This is a genomic window from Photobacterium sp. Ph5 (assembly GCF_022129445.1).
In the GTDB taxonomy this organism is placed as follows: domain Bacteria; phylum Pseudomonadota; class Gammaproteobacteria; order Enterobacterales; family Vibrionaceae; genus Photobacterium.
In genome coordinates this window covers 43,374-62,528 of the sequence record NZ_JADQAQ010000026.1, presented here as the reverse complement: position 1 = coordinate 62,528, position 19,155 = coordinate 43,374, and the positions used below count along the sequence as shown (strand labels likewise).

Genomic DNA, 19,155 nt, shown 5'->3' with positions numbered 1-19,155 from the left:
CTTTCTGAAATTGGATTGAATTCTTAGGCATAACGTCACTCCTATACTTCAATATCTTGAAGTATAGGAGATAATTTAACAGTAGCTGTTAAATAGTGGTAATCAGGAAATATAATGCTAATAATAACGACATATAAAAATAGACATTTGGATAAAATAACTCACTAATTACAGAATTTTTTCACCCCAATATAAATACAAAATTTTCACTCAATACACCTTTCGCGTTCTATAAAACAATAAAAAACAACTTGCATATTAATATTCAATCCTGCTTTTTTTCTTTATTCTTCGCGCTTAACACAACGAATTAATTTAGTACTCTAACCACTTATTATCATGCCACATACATGAGATAACGCGACAACGCTCACATAAAGCACAGATATTTAGCAATTAATCAATCGCACGTCATCATAGTAGGTAATAATACCTGTCAAATTATTTAGAGCTCAAAGGAATAGACTCTTAATATGGACATATCAACACCTTCGGTAATCATTTCCGAGACAGGTGAAGACCAGAGTCAAAAATGGACATTTTTACAACCAACAGCTAAAGATGGCGATGACGTTTTTACGTTGATAGCAAACTGTCCCCCTCTCGATACCAATTCATCTTATTGTAATTTTCTTCAAACAACTCACTTTAGTAATACGAGTGTGATAACAAAATATGATGGTGAAATAGCAGGTTTTATCTCTGGTTATCAAAAACCTAATCAACCAAATACCCTATTTATATGGCAAGTTGCCGTTGCTCCTCAGTTTCGAGGAAAAGGGCTCGCATATACCATGTTAGAGCACCTGTTAAACCGTGATTCTCTAAATAATATTAACGCTATAGAAACAACTATTACGGAAGAAAACGATGCCTCATGGGCGTTATTTAAAAAACTCGATGCACGTAATAGTAACAATGGCGAAGTCAGCACATTTTTAGACAAGAATATACATTTTAAAGGTAAGCACGATACGGAATTGTTGTATCGCATCCCTTTAACTCAAATTAAACAAAAAGGATAATAAACGGCCATATTATGGATATTTTTAAGAAGCAGGAATCTAAAGTTCGTTCTTACTCAAACAGTTTTCCCGTCGTTTTTACTAAAGCAAAAGGGAGTTGGCTTGAAACCGAACAAGGAGATCGTTACTTAGATTTTCTAGCCGGTGCTGGATCACTGAACTACGGCCATAATAACCCTATTTTTAAACAGGCTTTGCTCGACTATATCGAACAAGATGGGATCACTCATGGTTTAGATATGCACTCTACAGCAAAGGCTGATTTCCTTGAAGTATTAGAGCGTAATATTCTGTCACCTCGTCAACTTAATTACGTTACCCAATTTACAGGCCCTACAGGTACTAATGCTGTAGAAGCCGCACTCAAACTTGCACGTAAAGTTAAAAAACGTAGCTCTATTGTTGCTTTCACCAATGGTTTCCACGGCTGTACTGCTGGGGCGCTTGCGGCAACGGGCAATCAACATCATCGCCAAGGTTCAGGCATGAGCTTGAATAATGTTACGCGTATCCCATTTGAAGGCTACGCCGATATTGATGGGCTAAAGTTATTTGAAACCATGCTTGCTGATAACTCTGCAGGAATGGACAAGCCTGCCGCTGTATTGATTGAAACAGTACAAGGCGAAGGTGGGTTGAACGTTGCATCGACCTCGTGGTTACAACGTTTAGAAACAATCTGTAAGCAAAACGATATCTTACTGATTGTTGATGATATTCAAGCAGGTTGTGGTCGTACCGGTACTTTCTTTAGCTTTGAGCCTTCAGGTATTAAACCCGATATTGTTACCCTTTCAAAATCTATTGGTGGTTACGGCTTACCCATGGCTATCGTGCTATTAAAACCGGAACTCGATATTTGGAATCCAGGTGAACATAACGGTACATTCCGTGGCAACAACCATGCATTCGTGACAGCGACAAAAGCATTAGAAACCTATTGGGCTGATGACCAATTAGAAAAGCACGTTGCAGAATGTTCTGACATCATCTCAACTGTTATTGATAAATGCCTGCATGATCACCCAGATCTCTTCGTACAGAAAAAAGGTCGCGGTATGATGATTGGTATCGAGTGCTCGGATGGTGATTTAGCCGATCAAATAACAACGCTTTGTTTTGAAAATGGTTTGATCATTGAAACAGCAGGCCCTAACGATGAAGTCGTCAAGTTCTTCAGCCCACTGACGATCACAACAGCAGAGCTAAAACAAGGCTTAAGTATTTTTGAAAATGCGGTAGAACAAGTCGTAGCAGAAGACTTTAAACAAGCATCATAATTTAAGGACGAAATAATGATTGTTAGAACACTTGATGAATGTCGTGATAGCGAGCGCCGTGTAGCTTCTGAAACTTGGGAGAGTGTTCGTATGCTACTTAAAGATGACAAGATGGGTTTTTCTTTTCACATTACGACAATCTTTGAGAACACTGAAACCCATATTCATTATCAAAATCATTTAGAGTCTGTTTACTGCATGAGTGGCGAAGGTGAAATTGAAGTTGTTGGTGGTGAAACTTACCCAATTAAACCTGGCACACTATATATCCTTGATAAACACGATGAGCATTATTTACGTGCTTATAAAGACAAAGAAATGGTGATGGCTTGTGTGTTTAACCCACCAATCACAGGCAAAGAAACACATGATGAAAACGGTGTGTATCCACTCATTGACTAAAACATTACGTGTATAGCCAGTGCAACGAACACTGCCATCTATGATAAAAAAATCCCTGTACTGCTAAGCTGATACAGGGATTTTTTATTGCGTAATATTAGATAATATTAATCGAATTCAACCAGATTTTTTTGATATTGCAGGTATTGCTGTTGTACCGCTTCTGACGGACGACCTGTTGCTTTACTCACAACCACAACCGCAACACCAGCAAAGATAAAGCCAGGAATGATCTCATATAAGTCAAACATTCCACCTGTTAGTTGCTTCCATACCACAACGGTTACCGCCCCCGTCACGATACCTGCAATCGCGCCATAACGGTTCATACCACTCCAGTACAAACTTAATAACAATACAGGGCCAAATGCCGCACCAAATCCCGCCCAAGCATAAGACACTAGGCCTAATACAGAGCTATCAGGGTTTAGTGCTAAAACAAAGGCAACAATTGATAATGCAATCACCGCAATACGCCCAACCATAACAATTTCGTTACTTGACGCTTGTGGTCGAAATACTTGTTTATAGAAATCTTCAGCCAGTGCCGATGAAGAGACTAACAACTGAGAATCCGCAGTACTCATGATCGCCGCCAAAATTGCCGCTAATAAAATACCGGCCATCACTGGATGGAAAATCGCATTCACTAGCAACATGAATACCTTTTCACTATCCGCTAATTCACCACCAAGGTTACCATCAACATAAACAATACCCGTTAAGCCAACTAACAACGCACCAATCATCGACAAAGCCGTCCACACCACGGCAATACGACGTGCTGTACCAATGTCTTTGTTAGAGCGTGTCGCTTTAAAACGCGCAAGAATATGAGGCTGACCAAAGTAACCGAGTCCCCAACCTAATAGTGACAAGATAACCATAAATGATAATGGCTGACCTTTAATATCATGCCAGAACGTGAGCAATTCAGGGTTCTTGTTATGAAGCGTTTCCATTAGCTGAACAGGATCGGCATTCATCGCTGCGATTGGCACAATAAGCAGTGCAGCTGACATCAATAGACCTTGCACTAAATCAGTCCAAGATACCGCAAGGAATCCCCCAAATAAGGTATACGTTACAACACACAAAGTACCGATAAATAGCGCGAGCGTGTAATCTAAACCAAAAACGGTTTCAAACAGTTTGCCGCCTGCCACTAAACCAGCACTGGTATAGAAAAGGAAAAAGAGCAAAATAAAGAAGGCGGAAATCGTTTGGATAAGCTTTGAATTATCATCAAATCGACGTGATAAAAACTCAGGTAAAGTCAGTGAGTTGTCTGCTGTTATGCTATACGTGCGTAAGCGTTTAGCACAGATCAGCCAGTTCAACCACGTCCCCAGTAATAGGCCACCAGCTAGCCATAATGACTCAAAACCTGCTAGATATGCGTATCCCGGTAACCCTAATAATAACCAGCCACTCATATCCGATGCTCCTGCAGATATAGCAGAAGGCCAAGGACCTAATGAACGCCCACCGAGAAAGTAATCACTGGAGCTTGATGTGCGTTTATAGGCAATATAACCAATCGCTAGCATCCCTAGTAGATAGGCTACAAAGGTTGCTGTAATCGCGAAGTTATTTTCAATCATATGTCGTACTTCCTTTTAACGGCCTTTGTTCATGGCAAAGGCCTATTATCATGTTAAGCAAGGTCTGGTTAGTCTGATTCTCCACAACCAAGCTCTAATAACGTTGCATTACCGCCAACGGCTGTAATATTAATAGTGCTGGTACGCTCGGTGATAAAGCGTAAACAGTAACTTGGGCTACCAATAACAGGTAGATCATCAAGATCGGTTTCCGCTACTAATTGTGCTAACTGTCCATTTCTCGCTGCTAATTGACGCGCTAAGCTCAAAGCACGATCCGCTGTACCGCTATAAGCGACTGCTGTAACCTCTTCAGCTTGAATTAATGCATCAAAGTCAGCGCAGTCAATAACACTAAGTACATTGGCAACACATCCTGCTTGCTCTAGTTGACTAAGAATGACACTAGTATTTAAAGGGTGATCAGGCGATAAACACAACATAACGCTGTTACCACACACCAATGCTGTGGCAATTTGAGCAATCACCACATGGTTAGCCACATCATCACTTGCAGTAACAACAAACACACCGCGGCCAACACAATAAAGCGTGTTACTTTCTCCTGTTGGTCCTGGCATTACTTGCATCTCAGCGACCATTTCCTGTGCATTATTACACTGAAAATTCACCATCATCGCAGATGAATTATCTAGCGATTTTGCCCAGCGGCGTAGAATAGCGATTCGCGTTTCAAAGTCCAGATCATTCCATACAGAAGAAGCAAAAATGCTACTTTGCAGCGATTTTTGTAATTGTGGAGATAACGCCATTAACTGCGGATCATTTTTCATTGTTTACTCCTTCCATCTCGCATTGATTAGTGACGTTGATTGACGTAATCGTTGACTGCATAAAACGATACAAATAGTGAGGCCCGCCCGCTTTTGGCCCTGTCCCCGATAACCCCCGACCACCAAAAGGCTGAACACCAACAACGGCTCCCACTTGATCGCGGTTGATATAACAATTGCCAACTTTGGCACGTGACGCTATTTCACTATAGGTACGCTCATTTCGACTATGTATCCCCATCGTTAAACCAAATCCCGTTTGATTTATTTGATTAACGACTTGATCGATCTCGCTCGCCTTAAAACGCACAATATGGAGAATTGGGCCAAAGTGCTCTTGCTCTAATAGATCAATATGTTGAATTTCAATGGCCGTCGGCGGAACAAAATCGCCATTCGCACAACTGTCAGGTAGCGGCGTTTGGCAAATCAATCGTGCTTGGTTTTTTAACGACTCGATATGAGTAAGCAGCTTTTGTTTCGCAGCAAGATCAATGACAGGTCCCACATCGGTAGCATGTAATTGCGGATCCCCAACCTTAAGCTCAGCCATCGCCCCTTTGATCAAGGTGATCACACGTTCTGCAATATCTTGTTGAATAAAGAGTACACGTAATGCTGAGCAACGTTGACCTGCAGAGGCAAACGCTGAACGTAATACATCACGTACAACTTGTTCAGGTAGCGCTGTACTATCAACGATCATTGCATTTTGACCGCCAGTTTCGGCAATAAATGGGACTGGCGCACAATCACGTGCCATTAATGTACGATTAATCAATTGGGCTGTGGGTGTTGAACCTGTAAAGGCTACACCAGCAACACGCTCGTTAGATGTCAATTGATGACCGATTTCACGTCCCAACCCCGTTACAACTTGAATAACACCTTGTGGAATACCTGTAAGCAGTAGCAATTCAATAGCACGGCAAGCTATTAATGAGGTTTGCTCTGCAGGTTTCGCCACTACCGTATTACCTGCAACTAAAGCAGCACACACTTGACCTAAGAAAATGGCTAATGGGAAATTCCAAGGACTAATACAAACAAAGACCCCCCGCCCTTGATAGGTCATCTCTTGATCGACACCATCAAAGCTAGTGATACGTTTAGGCTTGTTAAAATTCGTTTGAGCTTGCTCTGCGTAATAACGGCAAAAATCCACCGCTTCACGAATTTCATCAATCGCATCGTGGATGGTTTTTCCCGCTTCGAGATGACACAACGCCACTAATTCCGCTTGATGTAATTCAAGTTTATCGGCTAATAGTAATAAGTAATTCGCACGCTCGCTTGCAGAGCGTTGTGACCAATCAGCAAAAGCGTCATGGGCAGATGCTATTGCTATATCCACTTGCAATGATGTGGCATAGATCAGTTCACCAACCACTTCCTCACGATCATAAGGTGCTGTCACGCAAACTCGCTCGGCAGCCAAAATAGCCGTCGGTTTTCCATTCAAAATCGATGATGCTTTCCACCTCACCTTATCAAAGGCACGTACCGCCTGATAAAATGGCTGCCACTGTGATTCGATATCAATATTGATACTTGATGAGTTTTTACGTTCAGAGCCAAAAATATCTATCGGTAATGGGATCAAGCTATTGTGCAGTGTTTTGCGTTGCTTAAGCACATCAACAGGATGTTGTGTGAGATCGGCAATAGGACAATTAGCATCAACCAAGCGATGAACAAACGAACTATTCGCACCATTTTCTAATAAACGACGAACAAGGTATGGCAGTAAGTCTTTATGGCTCCCCACTGGAGCATAAATACGTACCTGTGTTTTATGCATATCCATCACATGGTTATATAACGCATCCCCCATACCATGCAGGCGTTGGAATTCAAAGCAAGGATGCTTCGCCATCGTGACAATAGCACTTATCGTGTGAGCATTATGAGTCGCAAATTGTGGGTAGATCAGTCCTTTTAGAGGCTCAGATAGTAGAAACCTCGCACAGGCTAAATAAGAACTGTCTGTCGCTTCTTTACGCGTAAAAACAGGATAACCATTAAAGCCTGCTTGCTGACAAAGTTTCAGTTCACTATCCCAATAGGCGCCTTTTACCAATCGAAGTGGAATCACATCAGCTTGTTGTTTTGCAAGGGCAGCAAGCCACGCTAATACAGGTAGAGCACGTTTCGAATACGCTTGTACAACTAAACCGAAACGCCCCCAACCTTTCACTTCTTTTGCGCGATACAGTTTTTCAAACAGCTTTAATGACAATTCTAATCTGTCTGCTTCTTCAGCATCAATCGTGATCCCAACGTTATGCTCTCGGGCAAAAATTAGTAGCTCAAGTACAGAATGGTACATTTCCTCTAACACACGCGTTTCATTGGCGACTTCGTAACGAGGATGCAATGCTGATAGCTTAATGGATACGGTAGGATCTGATGATTGACGAACCGATTGAGTCGAAATGGCACTATTGACCTTCCCTACCGCTTTAATCGCCGTAAGGTAGTCATTGTAATATTTTTCGGCATCTTGAGCGGTTAGCGCTGCTTCACCTAGCATGTCGAATGAATAAGTAAACCCTTGCTCTCGTTTAGGTTTGCCGTTTTTCATCGCCTCAGATATATCTCGCCCTAGAACAAATTGGTGCCCCATGATTTTCATCGCTTGATGCATGGCTTGTCTGATCATTGGCTCTGACATTTTATTAACCAAGCGGTTAATCACATTCGTTGGTGTACCGTCTTGTTTGGCATCTAACGTTACCACTTTCCCTGTTAGCATGAGCCCCCATGTTGAGGCATTCACAAACAACGAATCAGAGTTTTTCAGGTGAGATTTCCAATCAGCAACACTTAATTTATCGCGAATAAGGGCATCGGCAGTTGCAGGATCAGGAATACGCATCAGTGCTTCAGCTAAGCACATTAATAAGATCCCTTCTTTGGTCTCTAGACTGTATTCCAATAACAGTGCATCAATCATTTGCACCGCATTTTTATCCGCACGAACACGAGCAATAAGATCACTGGCTTGCTCAGCACTATATAAACGTTCTTTTTCGGTTGGTTCTGCTAATGGCAGTAACTGTGTCAGCCACTCTGACTCATCAACAGCATACAGTGGTGATATTAATGCCCATAATTGAGCTAAGGGCTGCTCTATAAAGGAAGGATCGAGTACATCAACGGCTTTAAACATCAGGTTTCCTCTATGACATTGCTATTGAGATACAATGTCCCCCAATAGCAATGTTATTAAACTGTTATTGGAAAAGAATATTATGGTTAAACATCAATGCCGTCTTATCCATTCCTACGAGGTATTTTAGTTATCCTCCGTACATCAGTAATACGAGATCTAAAGCAGGTAGTTAAGACTGGTAAAAAATAAGATCAAATAAGAAATTGATAACGAGCAGGAGGTTGACCATATAAACGACGAAAAGCCTGACTGAAACTACTTTGACTAGAGAAACCACATAACTGCGCTACTTGAGATAGAGGCATCCGTTGCACAAGGATCAGTTGTTTGGCGAATTCCAGCCGTTTACGTAAAACATATTGGTGGGGAGTAATACCTACCTGCTCTTTAAAGAGTAAATAAAACTGACTTTGTGCTAAAAAAGACAAACTGGCTAACTCAGCAACCGAAATTTTCTTATCGAGGTGTTGTTGAATATAGCTATCAATTAAACTGATATCTAACCTTGGGGTTGGTCTCTCTTGAGTAGGTGAAATAAGACTGCGCTTTAATAAGTAAAATATTGTTTGGCTTATACTATTACACAACCCTGTATCTGTTTTAGATTGCTGTGCTTCAGCAGTAAGTAAAGAGATGAGTTGTTGAGTACGCAAATCAAGATTGAAATAGCCAGAACGTGATGATTCTGCAAATAAAGCCATACTATTATCTGAACACCGTGACGATGTATTAACGACTAATACCTGATTATCTTGATCACCATAAAAACTGTGTTCTACATTAGCACTCACTGCACACCCTGCACCAGCAAGTACACTCTTTTTCACCCCTTTAATATCAAATTCACTTTGACCAGAAAGGCCGACTACTATTTGGTGGTAATTATGAGCGTGATGAGTCATCGAATCAGAAAGGCTTACGATATTAAATGTTGTCACTGCGTGTTCCATCGAATTCTCCTTTATTCCTTGTCATCAGATCACTTGCTACCTATCACCCCATCACTTTATTGCAAATAAAAAATAATCGCGGTGCACGTATACAGTCAAAGTATCTATATCACGAATACAAGTGCAGCACTTACCAATACCTATTAGGCATTATCAAATCTATAAAACTTATCACAAATTAAATTATTTAGTGGTTGTCGATTAAACCACCAAATACAACAATACGCATAACACAAGTCAAATGGTTATCTCCTCTCATTCCAAAAATGAACAAAAAACCATCAACCATATTTGATGATTGGTTAGAGTTACCCACTGAATTTGTGGATAACATTTATTTTTACTTTATTTTCAATATCTTAAAATTTTCAATAGGAATAATTAATAATTATTGTGATTTTCTGAATTATTAATAAATCTCTAAAAATAAAAAGCCGCACTATTGCAGTGCGGCTTGGTGTTGCTATTAGTGTACTTACTCGGCACACCAATATTGTTACGCTTCGCCACTCATTACGTTGAGCTTGCCGTGTCCCACAATATTTGTGCGGACCGCTATATATTGGCGAAGAAGCAAATTTTTAAAAGGTGTAACTTACCAAATTGTTAACAACTAAGTTATCACTTAGAAGCTTTTACATGTGTAGCTTTTACTGTGTAATTTTTACGGTGTTACTTTGTTGCTCTTACATGTATTGCTTTGTCTACTTTTCACATGTTGCGCGATGCAACTGAGTGATTACCAATAACGGGTCAAAGAGGTCTATTAATAATCACTGATACCTGTATCCGTGAGTCTTTAAAAACAGCTCCAATCCTCCGTAAGCTCGAGTAACTATCTCAATACAGGTTAAGTTAAATATGGTAGATAAATGCCGATTAGGCAAATTTCCACACGGAAAAAAATTTAAAAACAACCTAAAACACTACTAACGTCTTATTTATAAAACAAATTACCCAATTAAATTTATCGGTTAGAGCTGCCATTTTTTGTTACTCCACACTCGAACCCCCTCTTTCAACGCCATACCAAACAATACACAACAATATTTAACGTTGCACATACAACATTATAAGAGGTATGATTGCTCAGATATTTTGTTGTATGGGTAACAAAAAAATGAAAACGAACATTTATTCAGTCCTCTTATATACCGTGATCGGTTTCGCTTTATCATTATCAGCTTTTCTTTTAATGGCTGATAATGTGTCGCCATTTACCACACAAGCCACTTTCTATAAATCAGTGGTGAATATTGCTCCTGAAGTATCGGGAAATATCGCCCATGTTTATGTCATTAATGGTCAACACGTTAACGCTAACCAACCGTTATTTTCTATTGATGCAAAGCCTTATCAAATTGCTGTCGATCAAGCACAAGCCGAGTTACAACAAGCAAAAGAAGCCAATGCTGGAATATGGCAGCAACTCGCAGCAGCACAACAAGTGGTGCTACAGAAAAAAACATTGTGGAAAAATGCGCAACATAAATTGGAGCGCTACCAAACACTCAGCCGTAAAGGGTTAACAACCCGCCAAGAACTGGATGATGCTATCAGTGCCACGGATGTAGCAAAAAGTGGTATTGCTGCAGCACAAGCTGATGTTCTAAAAATAAAAGCGACGTTATCAGGTAAAAAAAACACTGCTGCCGTTGAACTCGCACAGGCAAAATTAGATCGCGCAGAGTGGGATCTCGCAAATACAACAGTGATGACTAACACAGCAGGAACGGTCAGTAACTTGCAATTAGATGCAGGGACTTATGTAAATAAAGGCACACCGATCCTTTTCCTCGTTAATGAGAAAAACAGTTGGCTAAGTGCGGACTTTAACGAAAAAGGCATTGCCCATTTACAACCTAAAAACCATGTGTTGATAAGTTTTGATTCTCAACCTGGTCGGGTATTTAAAGGCGAAATAGAAAATCAAGATCGCGCTATTTTTGATGCGAGTAACCCATTAACACAACTATCAACCGTTACCAATGACACACGTTGGATCCGCGAACAACAAAAAATCCGTACTCGTATTGCTGTCAATGTACCGCAACAAGATGTTATTTCAGGCTCTCGCGCAAGTGTCATTGTGCTGAATGGTAATCCCGTATTAGATGTGATCAGCTCAGTATGGATCCATGTTATTGCCTTATTCCGCTACATCTACTAAGCAGAAAAACAATACAGGTAGGATATGAAACATTCAATGAATACAGATGTACTGCGCACCACATGCATTGTGTGCATCTGTATGATGTTCGGTAAGATTTTTCATATAAATTCACACGTTTATTTTGCGCTATTTCCAATAATTATTGCGACGAAAGTAAAAGACTACAGTTGGAAAGGATTAAGCAAAACATTAGGCTTAGTGTTGCTCTCCGCTTATTGTGCAGTTTTCGTGTCTGAAGTTTTTAGCGATCATCCTTTTATTATTTGGACGATCAGTATTGTACTGTTCGATCAACTAAGAAAACGGGCAGATTCTCACGCAAAAGTGGGTGCGCTGTTTATGCCAACGATAAACTGGATTTTAAATATCGTTTTTGCGCTACATACCAATATGGATATGCCGCAGCGTTTACACGAAGTGGGGTTAGCAATTGTTGTTAGTATCTGTGTAACCAAGCTGTTTTTTTGGCTACTACCACCGAAAACAACATCTGGCTTTTTCAAACCGAAAACAACCCCTGTCACCGCTCAACAACGCTTAATATCAGTGAGTTTGATTGGTTTAGGACTTGGTTTTTTAATGATTGTAAATCTAATTTCTGGCGCATTTTGTATGGTGCCAGTCATTGCAGCAGCAACCCAAACCAGCCGAGAAACATATTTAAAAATTGTTAAATCACGCTTTATTACTCAAGTTGGCGGATGTGCCATTGCGGCGATATTTATGCTGCTTATTGCCGGTTATCAAAGTGATATTATTGTTTATAGTTTGGGGTTATTTGCACTGATTTACGCGATCAGTTACAAAATTTATACCGATGAAGGCCCACACCAAGAGTTACATCCCGATATTTTGCTCGCAACCATGCTACCAATCCAACTTTATATGACCAATAGTGAGTTAGGATTAAGTAGTACTTTCCTTCGAGGATGGGAACTTAGCTGTACTTTAGGTATATTGGCTCTGTTTTATTTCATTACTACGGCGAAGAAACGTCATGTCACAGAACTACACTGATATCCCTTCTCTTAATGAGAGTTTGTCTTTTACAATGGGATTAGCCTATAAACAATTTCGTAGTATTGCCACCTCTGCTTTGGCGACGGAATTTGATATTACGTTAGAAATGTTAGGTGCACTACGCGTGCTCAGTCATTTAGGCGAAGTGCCGCAACAAGCCGTTTCTGATGCACTGCACCGCGAACGTTCAGTGACTAAACGTTTAATCGATAACTGTATTAAACGTGAATTAATCACCGTCCATAAATCAGAACAAAACAAAAAAGCCCGCTATCTTGTCATCACTGAGAAAGGTAAAGATATTGAGCAAAAAGCCACCGTGTGTATTGCTAATATCAATCAAGACTTCTTTGCTCCACTAACAAATGAAGAACGCGAACTTTTATTCAACATTAACAAGAAATTGATTCGACACGATATACTCGTCAATTCGTAATCAAATTCAGGGAAAAATATAATATGGATATTTTCGTTGTCGATACTTTTACCGACCAACATTTCAAAGGTAATTCTGCGGCAATCATGCCAGTTACCACTTTTCCAGAAGCCTCATTAATGCAGCATATTGCTGCTGAAAATAATCTGTCTGAAACGGCTTTTATTAAACCAACGGGCGATAATACCTATGCGATACGTTGGTTTTCTCCTCTGACTGAAATTGACTTTTGTGGCCATGCAACGCTTGCCTCTGCCTTTGTTCTGTATCAGTTTTACCAGCTTAAAGGCGAGATCACTTTTACCACGGAGCAAGTCGGTACACTAACAGTAAAACAAGCCACAAATGGTAATATTGAAATGAACTTCCCTTGCCAGCCCGGTGAAGAAGTTGAACCACCAGCCGCCTTACTCAAGGGATTATCTATTACGCCCACCAAGGTGCTAAAAAATCGCCAAGCCTACATTGCTGTTTTGCCCAGTGAACAAGCAGTACAAGATGTCGTTTACGATTCAGAGCAACTTAAACAGCTCGCCCCTCACGATATAGTCGTCACTGCACAATCGTCACAATACGATTTTGTGTCTCGTTATTTCTGGCCAGCCAATGGCGGTGACGAAGATCCCGTAACAGGTTCAATCCACACTGCTTTAGCGCCATATTGGGCTGAACAGCTCGGTAAACGAGAATTAACCGCTTACCAAGCCTCACAACGTGGTGGTGTTTTACAGTGTAAAATGATCGATAATGATCGCATTATTATTGCCGGATCAGCGGTTTTATATCTGCGTGGAAACGTATACTTATAACGCTTTACTTGTATTCAATCCATAAAGGAGAGAAGGGTGCTCTCCTTTCTTATTTCATTTCACCTTTATTGGCTGTAATCATTTCTAAGTACTCGATCATCGGTAAAATATTCAATAAACTCGATCTCGAAATTATTATCATCGATAAAATAAACACTGCGACGATAAGGATGATCACCACTCCAATGATCCACTTCATAACCAGCATTCATCAGCTTTTCTACCGTATCATCAATACTTTCAACCACAATACCAACATGCTTAATGCCTGATGCACTTCCCTTCCAATCAGGAACCAGACCTTCTCCCCCTGATCCTATCGCCACATAGCTATCCTGATCGCCAATGTGATACCAATGCATTGGCTGACCAAACCAGTCATCAATTTTCCCCTCCCCGCGAATCGTCCATTCAGGTAGCGCTGTTAATAAAAAATGGATCGTTTTTTCTGGCTGAGCCACTTGTATATTGATGTGCTCTACATATCCTTTCATTGTTTTTTCCTTCTTGTTTTAAAATATGTGAGTACTTTAATTCCTCAAGTTAACTTGAGGTCAAGAAAGATTTTATTTTAAGTAACGCATCAAAAAAGAATGGCTTATTCCCTTTAAAAATACTTTCGAGCGACTTCAACAAAAATAATAACACTACTGAAAATACGATCAGCAGAATGTCTACACGTTAATAAAAGAAACGTTAAAAAAGCTTTCTGATTCGCTTTTTATAAAACTACATCGCTATCTTACTTTCTAGAAAATCAATACTATGAAATTAAAGGATATAAATGAAAAATACACTTCACACCTACATCAAACAACACCATAGAAAAATCACTCTTGCATGCTCTTTATTATTAACAGCACTTCCCTCTTTTGCTGATACAAACAATATTGCGCCATCACAACAATCCCCCATCGATACTGATAAAACACCAATGTTTGTCAGTTTTGGATTTGACGATAATGTCACCGAAAATGGTTTAGCTTGGGTTGTTAATATGCTGGCGTCATATAACAACCCACAAGGCCATGACAGTTATGCAGGTAAGCCGCTAACAGCCAGTTTCTTTGTTAACTGCGCAACCGCAAGAGACAATGAATCAATCACCAATCTATGGAAGCTTATGAAATATAAAGGCCATGATATTGGTAACCATAGTGAAAACCATCCACATGATGGTGCAGGCACCATGACTGCAGAACAATGGAATAACGAAATTGAAACATGTAACCGTTTTTTAACTACCTCTGAGCAAGATGGTGGTATAGGAGTGGAGAGAGTTTATGGCTATCGAGCGCCATTTTTAACTTATAACGACAATGTATTAACCGCACTAGTCAATAACGGTATTAGTTATGATGTCAGCTTTCCAGCGGGCATATCAGGAGATCAAAATGGCACCAATAACCTTTGGCCATACACTTTAGATAACGGTAGCCCAGATCATAATGCTGCGGTTAATGGTGGCTGGAAACCTGCTATTAATCATTATCCAGGGCTTTGGGAAATACCACTACACACGTTGATTGTGCCACCTAACGATGTTGTTGCTGATTACGGCTTAACATATTCATTACGTGACAAAATCTCATCGCGTGTGCCTTGGTTTGATACACAATCAGGTAAGGGAGATAACTTTGACTGGAATCTCTACTCAACACCTACCTACTTTGCCGCAGGTCTAAATGCTAACGATGTACTGGCAATTTATAAATACAACCTAGATTTACGTCTCGCTGGAAATAAAGCGCCATTAGTTCTAGGCTTACACTCTGATTTCTATGGTTATTTAAACGGTGAAGAGCATACTGATAAACCAGAAACCACAGTAAAATCTCGCCGTTATGTACTTGAACAGTTTATTGTTTATGCCTTAAGTAAACCTGAAGTAAGGTTCATTAATCATAAACAACTGATTGATTGGATGGTTAAACCTGAACCACTTACACTATGTGCAGATGAGCAATGGCAAGCACATCATACCTATCAAAAAGGCGATTCAGTGATGTTTAATGAGAAAAACTATGTCGCCAAATGGTGGACAAGCCATCAAATCCCAGCCTTATATCAAAACTCACCTTGGCAAGAAGTAAAACACTGTACGCCTCACCAATAGCAATATCCGTTAATATATGAAGACGAGGAGTTCTAATTCCTCGTCTTATTAATATTTGGCGATCAAACTTTCCATTGACGCTGTAACATCCGATTTCACTTTCATTGGTTTGATCCAAAGCTTAGAAAAATCGCACCACCCATTCGCGTTGATCTCCACGCCTCGTATTTGCTCTGGTACCGAGAGGGTTAAGCCTTCACGCTTAATTTCAAATAAAATATGTTGTTGTTCTAACCACGTCATAACCTGACTAATCAATGCTTGTTGACGTAACGCATCCACTTCAATACGGATCGCAGCGATCTGCTGTTGTAAATAATCTTGCTGTGTAAAGGTCAATACCGATGCCCAGTGCGGGTATAATTTAAAGAAAGCAAACAAACTGGTGTACTTATTATCTTCCTTTCTTACTCCTAAAATCGACATATCAAGTCCATCAAGAAACTGACCAAACTTTACTTCTTTCATCTGCAATGTTTCAGGTTTATCAAAATAGGTAAATAACTGTTTAGAATACTCTCGACATTCTCGATTATTCTCATGACTTATCGTATATACAGAATATTCCGCATCTGTTTGAGTCTTATTTCCTAAAAATGCCGATTCTAGGTTTTGTTTAACGTCTTGTGTCTGTAATTGTTTATTTGCGATCAAACAATAAAACGAACCGACATAATCACAGGCTGTCTCATACACATTTAAACTGTCATTTAAAAAGAAAAAGTTCTGATAACACTTCTTTCTTTCTGCCCAATTCTCGTGGATCCAAAATTCAATTTTCTCAATTAATGCAGATGTACGGTTATATTGTGAAAAGCGTTGTAAGCGTAATAGTTTGTTCGAATTTACAGCTAACAAGAAAGGTCCCGAGCCAATGGCTTTAAAATGTGATTCATTAGCAAATACGAACTGTTTTGGCATGATTACAGTTTCAGCACGACACAATAATTTAATAAAAAGAGGATCTGGGGTAGATAAATGAATTTCAACCACATCAAAAGAAACGGCAATAACCTTTTCTATATGATCATACAATCGCTGCCATTGCGCTGAATGGATAAGCCCTTTAAAGCTTGCAACAACATCATCCGCCGTCAGGACAGATAGATCATGAAACTGAGTTTCAGGACGAAGGTAGAAGGTCCAAACGGTATGGTTGCTATTACTTTCCCAAAAATGCGCTAAATTGCCAGCCACTTTATTGGTTTTTTCTTCAACTAAGGTTTGATAAATCTCCGATATAAAATGACGCTCAGAACGCTCAGTAACAAAATGTGGATGTAACGTTTTCATACAGCGATGAAAAGGCGCAAGGATCGTGTTGTGTTTCTCTGTCACCGCTTGTGATAAATATTGCCATAAGCCGGCAGCCGTATCCCGCCCATTAAAGCCCACCAGCTTATAGACCAAATCTAAATTACTATTGTCGGTCGCTTTATCAATCTCTTTGTGGCACGCCTGTATCGGTTCCAATAAACAATTGAGGATCCCTTTATTACCTCGCCCTACAGTAGGTGACCACGTTAACCAACCTAATGTTGTCATTTGATTTAATAAGGTTCTTGCATGGCGCTCACTGCAATGAAGATAAGCGGCTATCTCTACGATGGTTACCTTACTTTTACCAGGACCGACACGATTAAATATATTTTCATATAGTTCCAGTTTTCGTCGGCTCATACAGAGAGATCCTTACATTACTTTAGATAACTATCGTTAAACTTCATTTGCTGGCTGAGCGTTAATGGTTTGGGCTGAGTTAATAGCTCTGATCCAAAAATAGTGTTCAGCCTTTCTAATCGCTGCTCAGGACTAATATATATCAAACGGGCAAACCATCCTGTTTTTTTATCGTAACGTTTTGATGAGTTAATGATTTCTTTAATTTGATTATAAAATTTCATGATTTAGCTCCTGTTATTTGATGATTCTATTTTAGGAGCTTTAAGCCATTTAAAAACGGAACAAAAAAAGAGACTGTTCCGGTTTTAACTTCCATTACTTCTAAATCTGCCACATTAAATTTTGAGATTTTGATACCCTATTAAAGCACCAGCGTGTGAATCAAGAAGCCACTAATGGCGCTTATGTTCCGACAAGCTTTGGTGCTGAATACTGCTTCCCAAGTGGTGAATGTCGTCAAGATAATCCACACCCAGAGCGCATAACCAGCACGTTTGGTTTACAAGTGGATCACGCTATCCCATCAAGTAATCTAAACATTGTTGATTCTGGTGTTTACTGGCCGGCACCGAATGAAACGGGATACTTGCTGATGAACGATGAACGCATTGGTAAAGGAAAAGGCAAAGATATTTCTTCCGACCACCGTATGGTGTGGCTGAAAGCCCGTTTAGATAATTAATATCGTCCCCAAAAAGACGATTGCTGACTTTTAACATAGGCTAAGTACATAGTACTTGGCCTTATTATCTTATCTAATAACAGCTAGTTTTATTTTCAACACATCATACCTATAAAAAATAAGCACGATAACCTTATTAAGTCTATTAATTTAATCATTCCATATATTCTTCTTTACTGCTCTTAACATTATCTATCTAAAACTCAAACCTAATATAGATTTCAATTCATTTTATTTAAGTTAAATAACAATAGAAAGTACAAATACCAGTTACTTTTTATTTAAAACTAGAAAAATATAATAAATAGTTTTAAATATTGTAAATTAAAACGACTTCAACACCTACTTCTTAACTTTTAATCAAACACATTAATAAATATAAAAACCTTCAAATTTGAATATATTTATCTATTTGATAAGCTATATCCATAAAGTCATTAGGATTATTTATGAAAGGTTATATTCTTCTCTTCCAGTATTTAACTGAATACGCACTCATTATTATTAACACAACCCATTAATTTCAATAAAGTTGAAATAACTGGGTATCGAAAAGGATTAATTATGCTCAGTTTAATTAAGAACTCACTTTCATTAGCAATAAGACCACACATGCTTGAAAGTCTTTTAAATAAAATAGAAAGAACTGAAAAAGAATATTTTGATTCAAATATGGTTTATGTTGATTCAATAATTACAGTAAAAGATCTTGTTAGTAATCAAGAACATTGTTATCAACTTAGCATCCCTGGTTATGTCACAAACACATCTCGATGTTTATCGATATTATCACCATTAGGATCAGAACTTATTGGTCGCAGAGTGGGAGATGAGTTTACTGTTAAAGAGAATGGAAAATATTATTTATTTAAAATAATTCATGTGAAAAACAAGATATTGAAGTAAAAAAAAGCCCTAAACATTAGGGCTTTATAATATTTCCACTTTTAACTAACACTCTAATAATTAAACTTCTTTTAAACATAAATGATGTAATTATCCACAT

Annotated in this window: 16 protein-coding genes and 1 pseudogene; 10 read left to right on the top strand and 7 right to left on the bottom strand. The window is 39.2% G+C overall.

The genetic code is table 11. The annotated features are described in order from the left end of the window. The first annotated feature begins 473 nt into the window (after nucleotides 1-473). The 3 genes from ectA to I3259_RS11705 are packed head-to-tail and all read left to right on the top strand — an operon-like array spanning nucleotide 474 to nucleotide 2,707. Entirely contained in the window at nucleotides 474-1,025 is a 552-nt protein-coding gene (gene ectA / locus I3259_RS11715; RefSeq protein ID WP_238029797.1) for a diaminobutyrate acetyltransferase, read from the top strand. Nucleotides 1,026-1,039: 14 nt separating this feature from the next. Further along, a complete protein-coding gene (ectB, locus tag I3259_RS11710; protein ID WP_238029796.1) occupies nucleotides 1,040-2,305 on the top strand; it encodes a diaminobutyrate--2-oxoglutarate transaminase in 1,266 nt (421 codons plus the stop codon). 15 nt (nucleotides 2,306-2,320) lie between these two features. Beyond that, nucleotides 2,321-2,707 (top strand): ectoine synthase, encoded by a 387-nt coding sequence (locus tag I3259_RS11705; RefSeq protein ID WP_238029795.1) that lies wholly within the window; start codon nucleotides 2,321-2,323, stop codon nucleotides 2,705-2,707. A 107-nt stretch (nucleotides 2,708-2,814) separates the two neighbouring features. Here the strand turns inward: I3259_RS11705 and putP are convergent, their stop codons facing one another. The 4 genes from putP to I3259_RS11685 all read right to left on the bottom strand — a co-directional run bounded on the left by putP (nucleotide 2,815) and on the right by I3259_RS11685 (nucleotide 9,230). Then, nucleotides 2,815-4,311, bottom strand: coding sequence for a sodium/proline symporter PutP (gene putP, locus I3259_RS11700; RefSeq protein WP_238029794.1), 1,497 nt, complete (start codon nucleotides 4,309-4,311; stop codon nucleotides 2,815-2,817). A 68-nt stretch (nucleotides 4,312-4,379) separates the two neighbouring features. Further along, a complete protein-coding gene (locus I3259_RS11695; RefSeq protein ID WP_238029793.1) occupies nucleotides 4,380-5,105 on the bottom strand; it encodes an aldehyde dehydrogenase family protein in 726 nt (241 codons plus the stop codon). After that, a complete protein-coding gene (gene putA, locus I3259_RS11690; protein ID WP_238029792.1) occupies nucleotides 5,095-8,277 on the bottom strand; it encodes a bifunctional proline dehydrogenase/L-glutamate gamma-semialdehyde dehydrogenase PutA in 3,183 nt (1,060 codons plus the stop codon). Before putA ends, I3259_RS11695 begins: the two co-directional genes overlap by 11 nt. Nucleotides 8,278-8,471: 194 nt before the next feature. Continuing rightward, complete coding sequence (locus I3259_RS11685) at nucleotides 8,472-9,230, bottom strand: AraC family transcriptional regulator (protein WP_238029791.1); 759 nt, start codon at nucleotides 9,228-9,230, stop codon at nucleotides 8,472-8,474. Between the two features lie 1,120 nt (nucleotides 9,231-10,350). On the opposite strand from I3259_RS11685, the gene I3259_RS11680 reads away from it, so the two are divergent. Genes I3259_RS11680 through I3259_RS11665 form a run of 4 tightly spaced genes read left to right on the top strand, consistent with a single transcriptional unit; the run spans nucleotide 10,351 to nucleotide 13,668 of the window. Further along, nucleotides 10,351-11,400 carry an HlyD family secretion protein gene (locus I3259_RS11680; RefSeq protein ID WP_238029790.1) on the top strand — a complete coding sequence of 350 codons (1,050 nt, stop codon included), beginning with the start codon at nucleotides 10,351-10,353 and terminating at the stop codon, nucleotides 11,398-11,400. A gap of 24 nt (nucleotides 11,401-11,424) precedes the next feature. Beyond that, entirely contained in the window at nucleotides 11,425-12,420 is a 996-nt protein-coding gene (locus I3259_RS11675) for a DUF2955 domain-containing protein (RefSeq protein WP_269130215.1), read from the top strand. Further along, entirely contained in the window at nucleotides 12,401-12,859 is a 459-nt protein-coding gene (locus I3259_RS11670) for a MarR family winged helix-turn-helix transcriptional regulator (RefSeq protein ID WP_238029788.1), read from the top strand. Before I3259_RS11675 ends, I3259_RS11670 begins: the two co-directional genes overlap by 20 nt. A 23-nt stretch (nucleotides 12,860-12,882) precedes the next feature. Next, nucleotides 12,883-13,668, top strand: coding sequence for a PhzF family phenazine biosynthesis protein (locus I3259_RS11665; RefSeq protein ID WP_238029787.1), 786 nt, complete (start codon nucleotides 12,883-12,885; stop codon nucleotides 13,666-13,668). A 65-nt stretch (nucleotides 13,669-13,733) separates the two neighbouring features. On the opposite strand, the gene I3259_RS11660 is transcribed toward I3259_RS11665, so the two are convergent. Continuing rightward, nucleotides 13,734-14,162 (bottom strand): VOC family protein, encoded by a 429-nt coding sequence (locus tag I3259_RS11660; RefSeq protein ID WP_238029786.1) that lies wholly within the window; start codon nucleotides 14,160-14,162, stop codon nucleotides 13,734-13,736. A gap of 290 nt (nucleotides 14,163-14,452) precedes the next feature. On the opposite strand from I3259_RS11660, the gene I3259_RS11655 reads away from it, so the two are divergent. Then, entirely contained in the window at nucleotides 14,453-15,784 is a 1,332-nt protein-coding gene (locus I3259_RS11655) for a polysaccharide deacetylase family protein (protein ID WP_238029785.1), read from the top strand. Between the two features lie 48 nt (nucleotides 15,785-15,832). Here the strand turns inward: I3259_RS11655 and I3259_RS11650 are convergent, their stop codons facing one another. Further along, nucleotides 15,833-17,464 carry an SgrR family transcriptional regulator gene (locus I3259_RS11650; protein ID WP_238029784.1) on the bottom strand — a complete coding sequence of 544 codons (1,632 nt, stop codon included), beginning with the start codon at nucleotides 17,462-17,464 and terminating at the stop codon, nucleotides 15,833-15,835. A 17-nt stretch (nucleotides 17,465-17,481) separates the two neighbouring features. Beyond that, nucleotides 17,482-17,688 carry a hypothetical protein gene (locus I3259_RS11645; protein WP_238029783.1) on the bottom strand — a complete coding sequence of 69 codons (207 nt, stop codon included), beginning with the start codon at nucleotides 17,686-17,688 and terminating at the stop codon, nucleotides 17,482-17,484. Nucleotides 17,689-17,825: 137 nt separating this feature from the next. Here I3259_RS11645 and I3259_RS11640 point away from each other — a divergent pair. Continuing rightward, a pseudogene (locus I3259_RS11640) lies at nucleotides 17,826-18,149 on the top strand (endonuclease/exonuclease/phosphatase family protein); the annotation flags it as partial. Nucleotides 18,150-18,713: 564 nt separating this feature from the next. Further along, a complete protein-coding gene (locus I3259_RS11635; RefSeq protein ID WP_238029782.1) occupies nucleotides 18,714-19,055 on the top strand; it encodes a GreA/GreB family elongation factor in 342 nt (113 codons plus the stop codon). The last annotated feature ends 100 nt before the right edge of the window (nucleotides 19,056-19,155 follow it).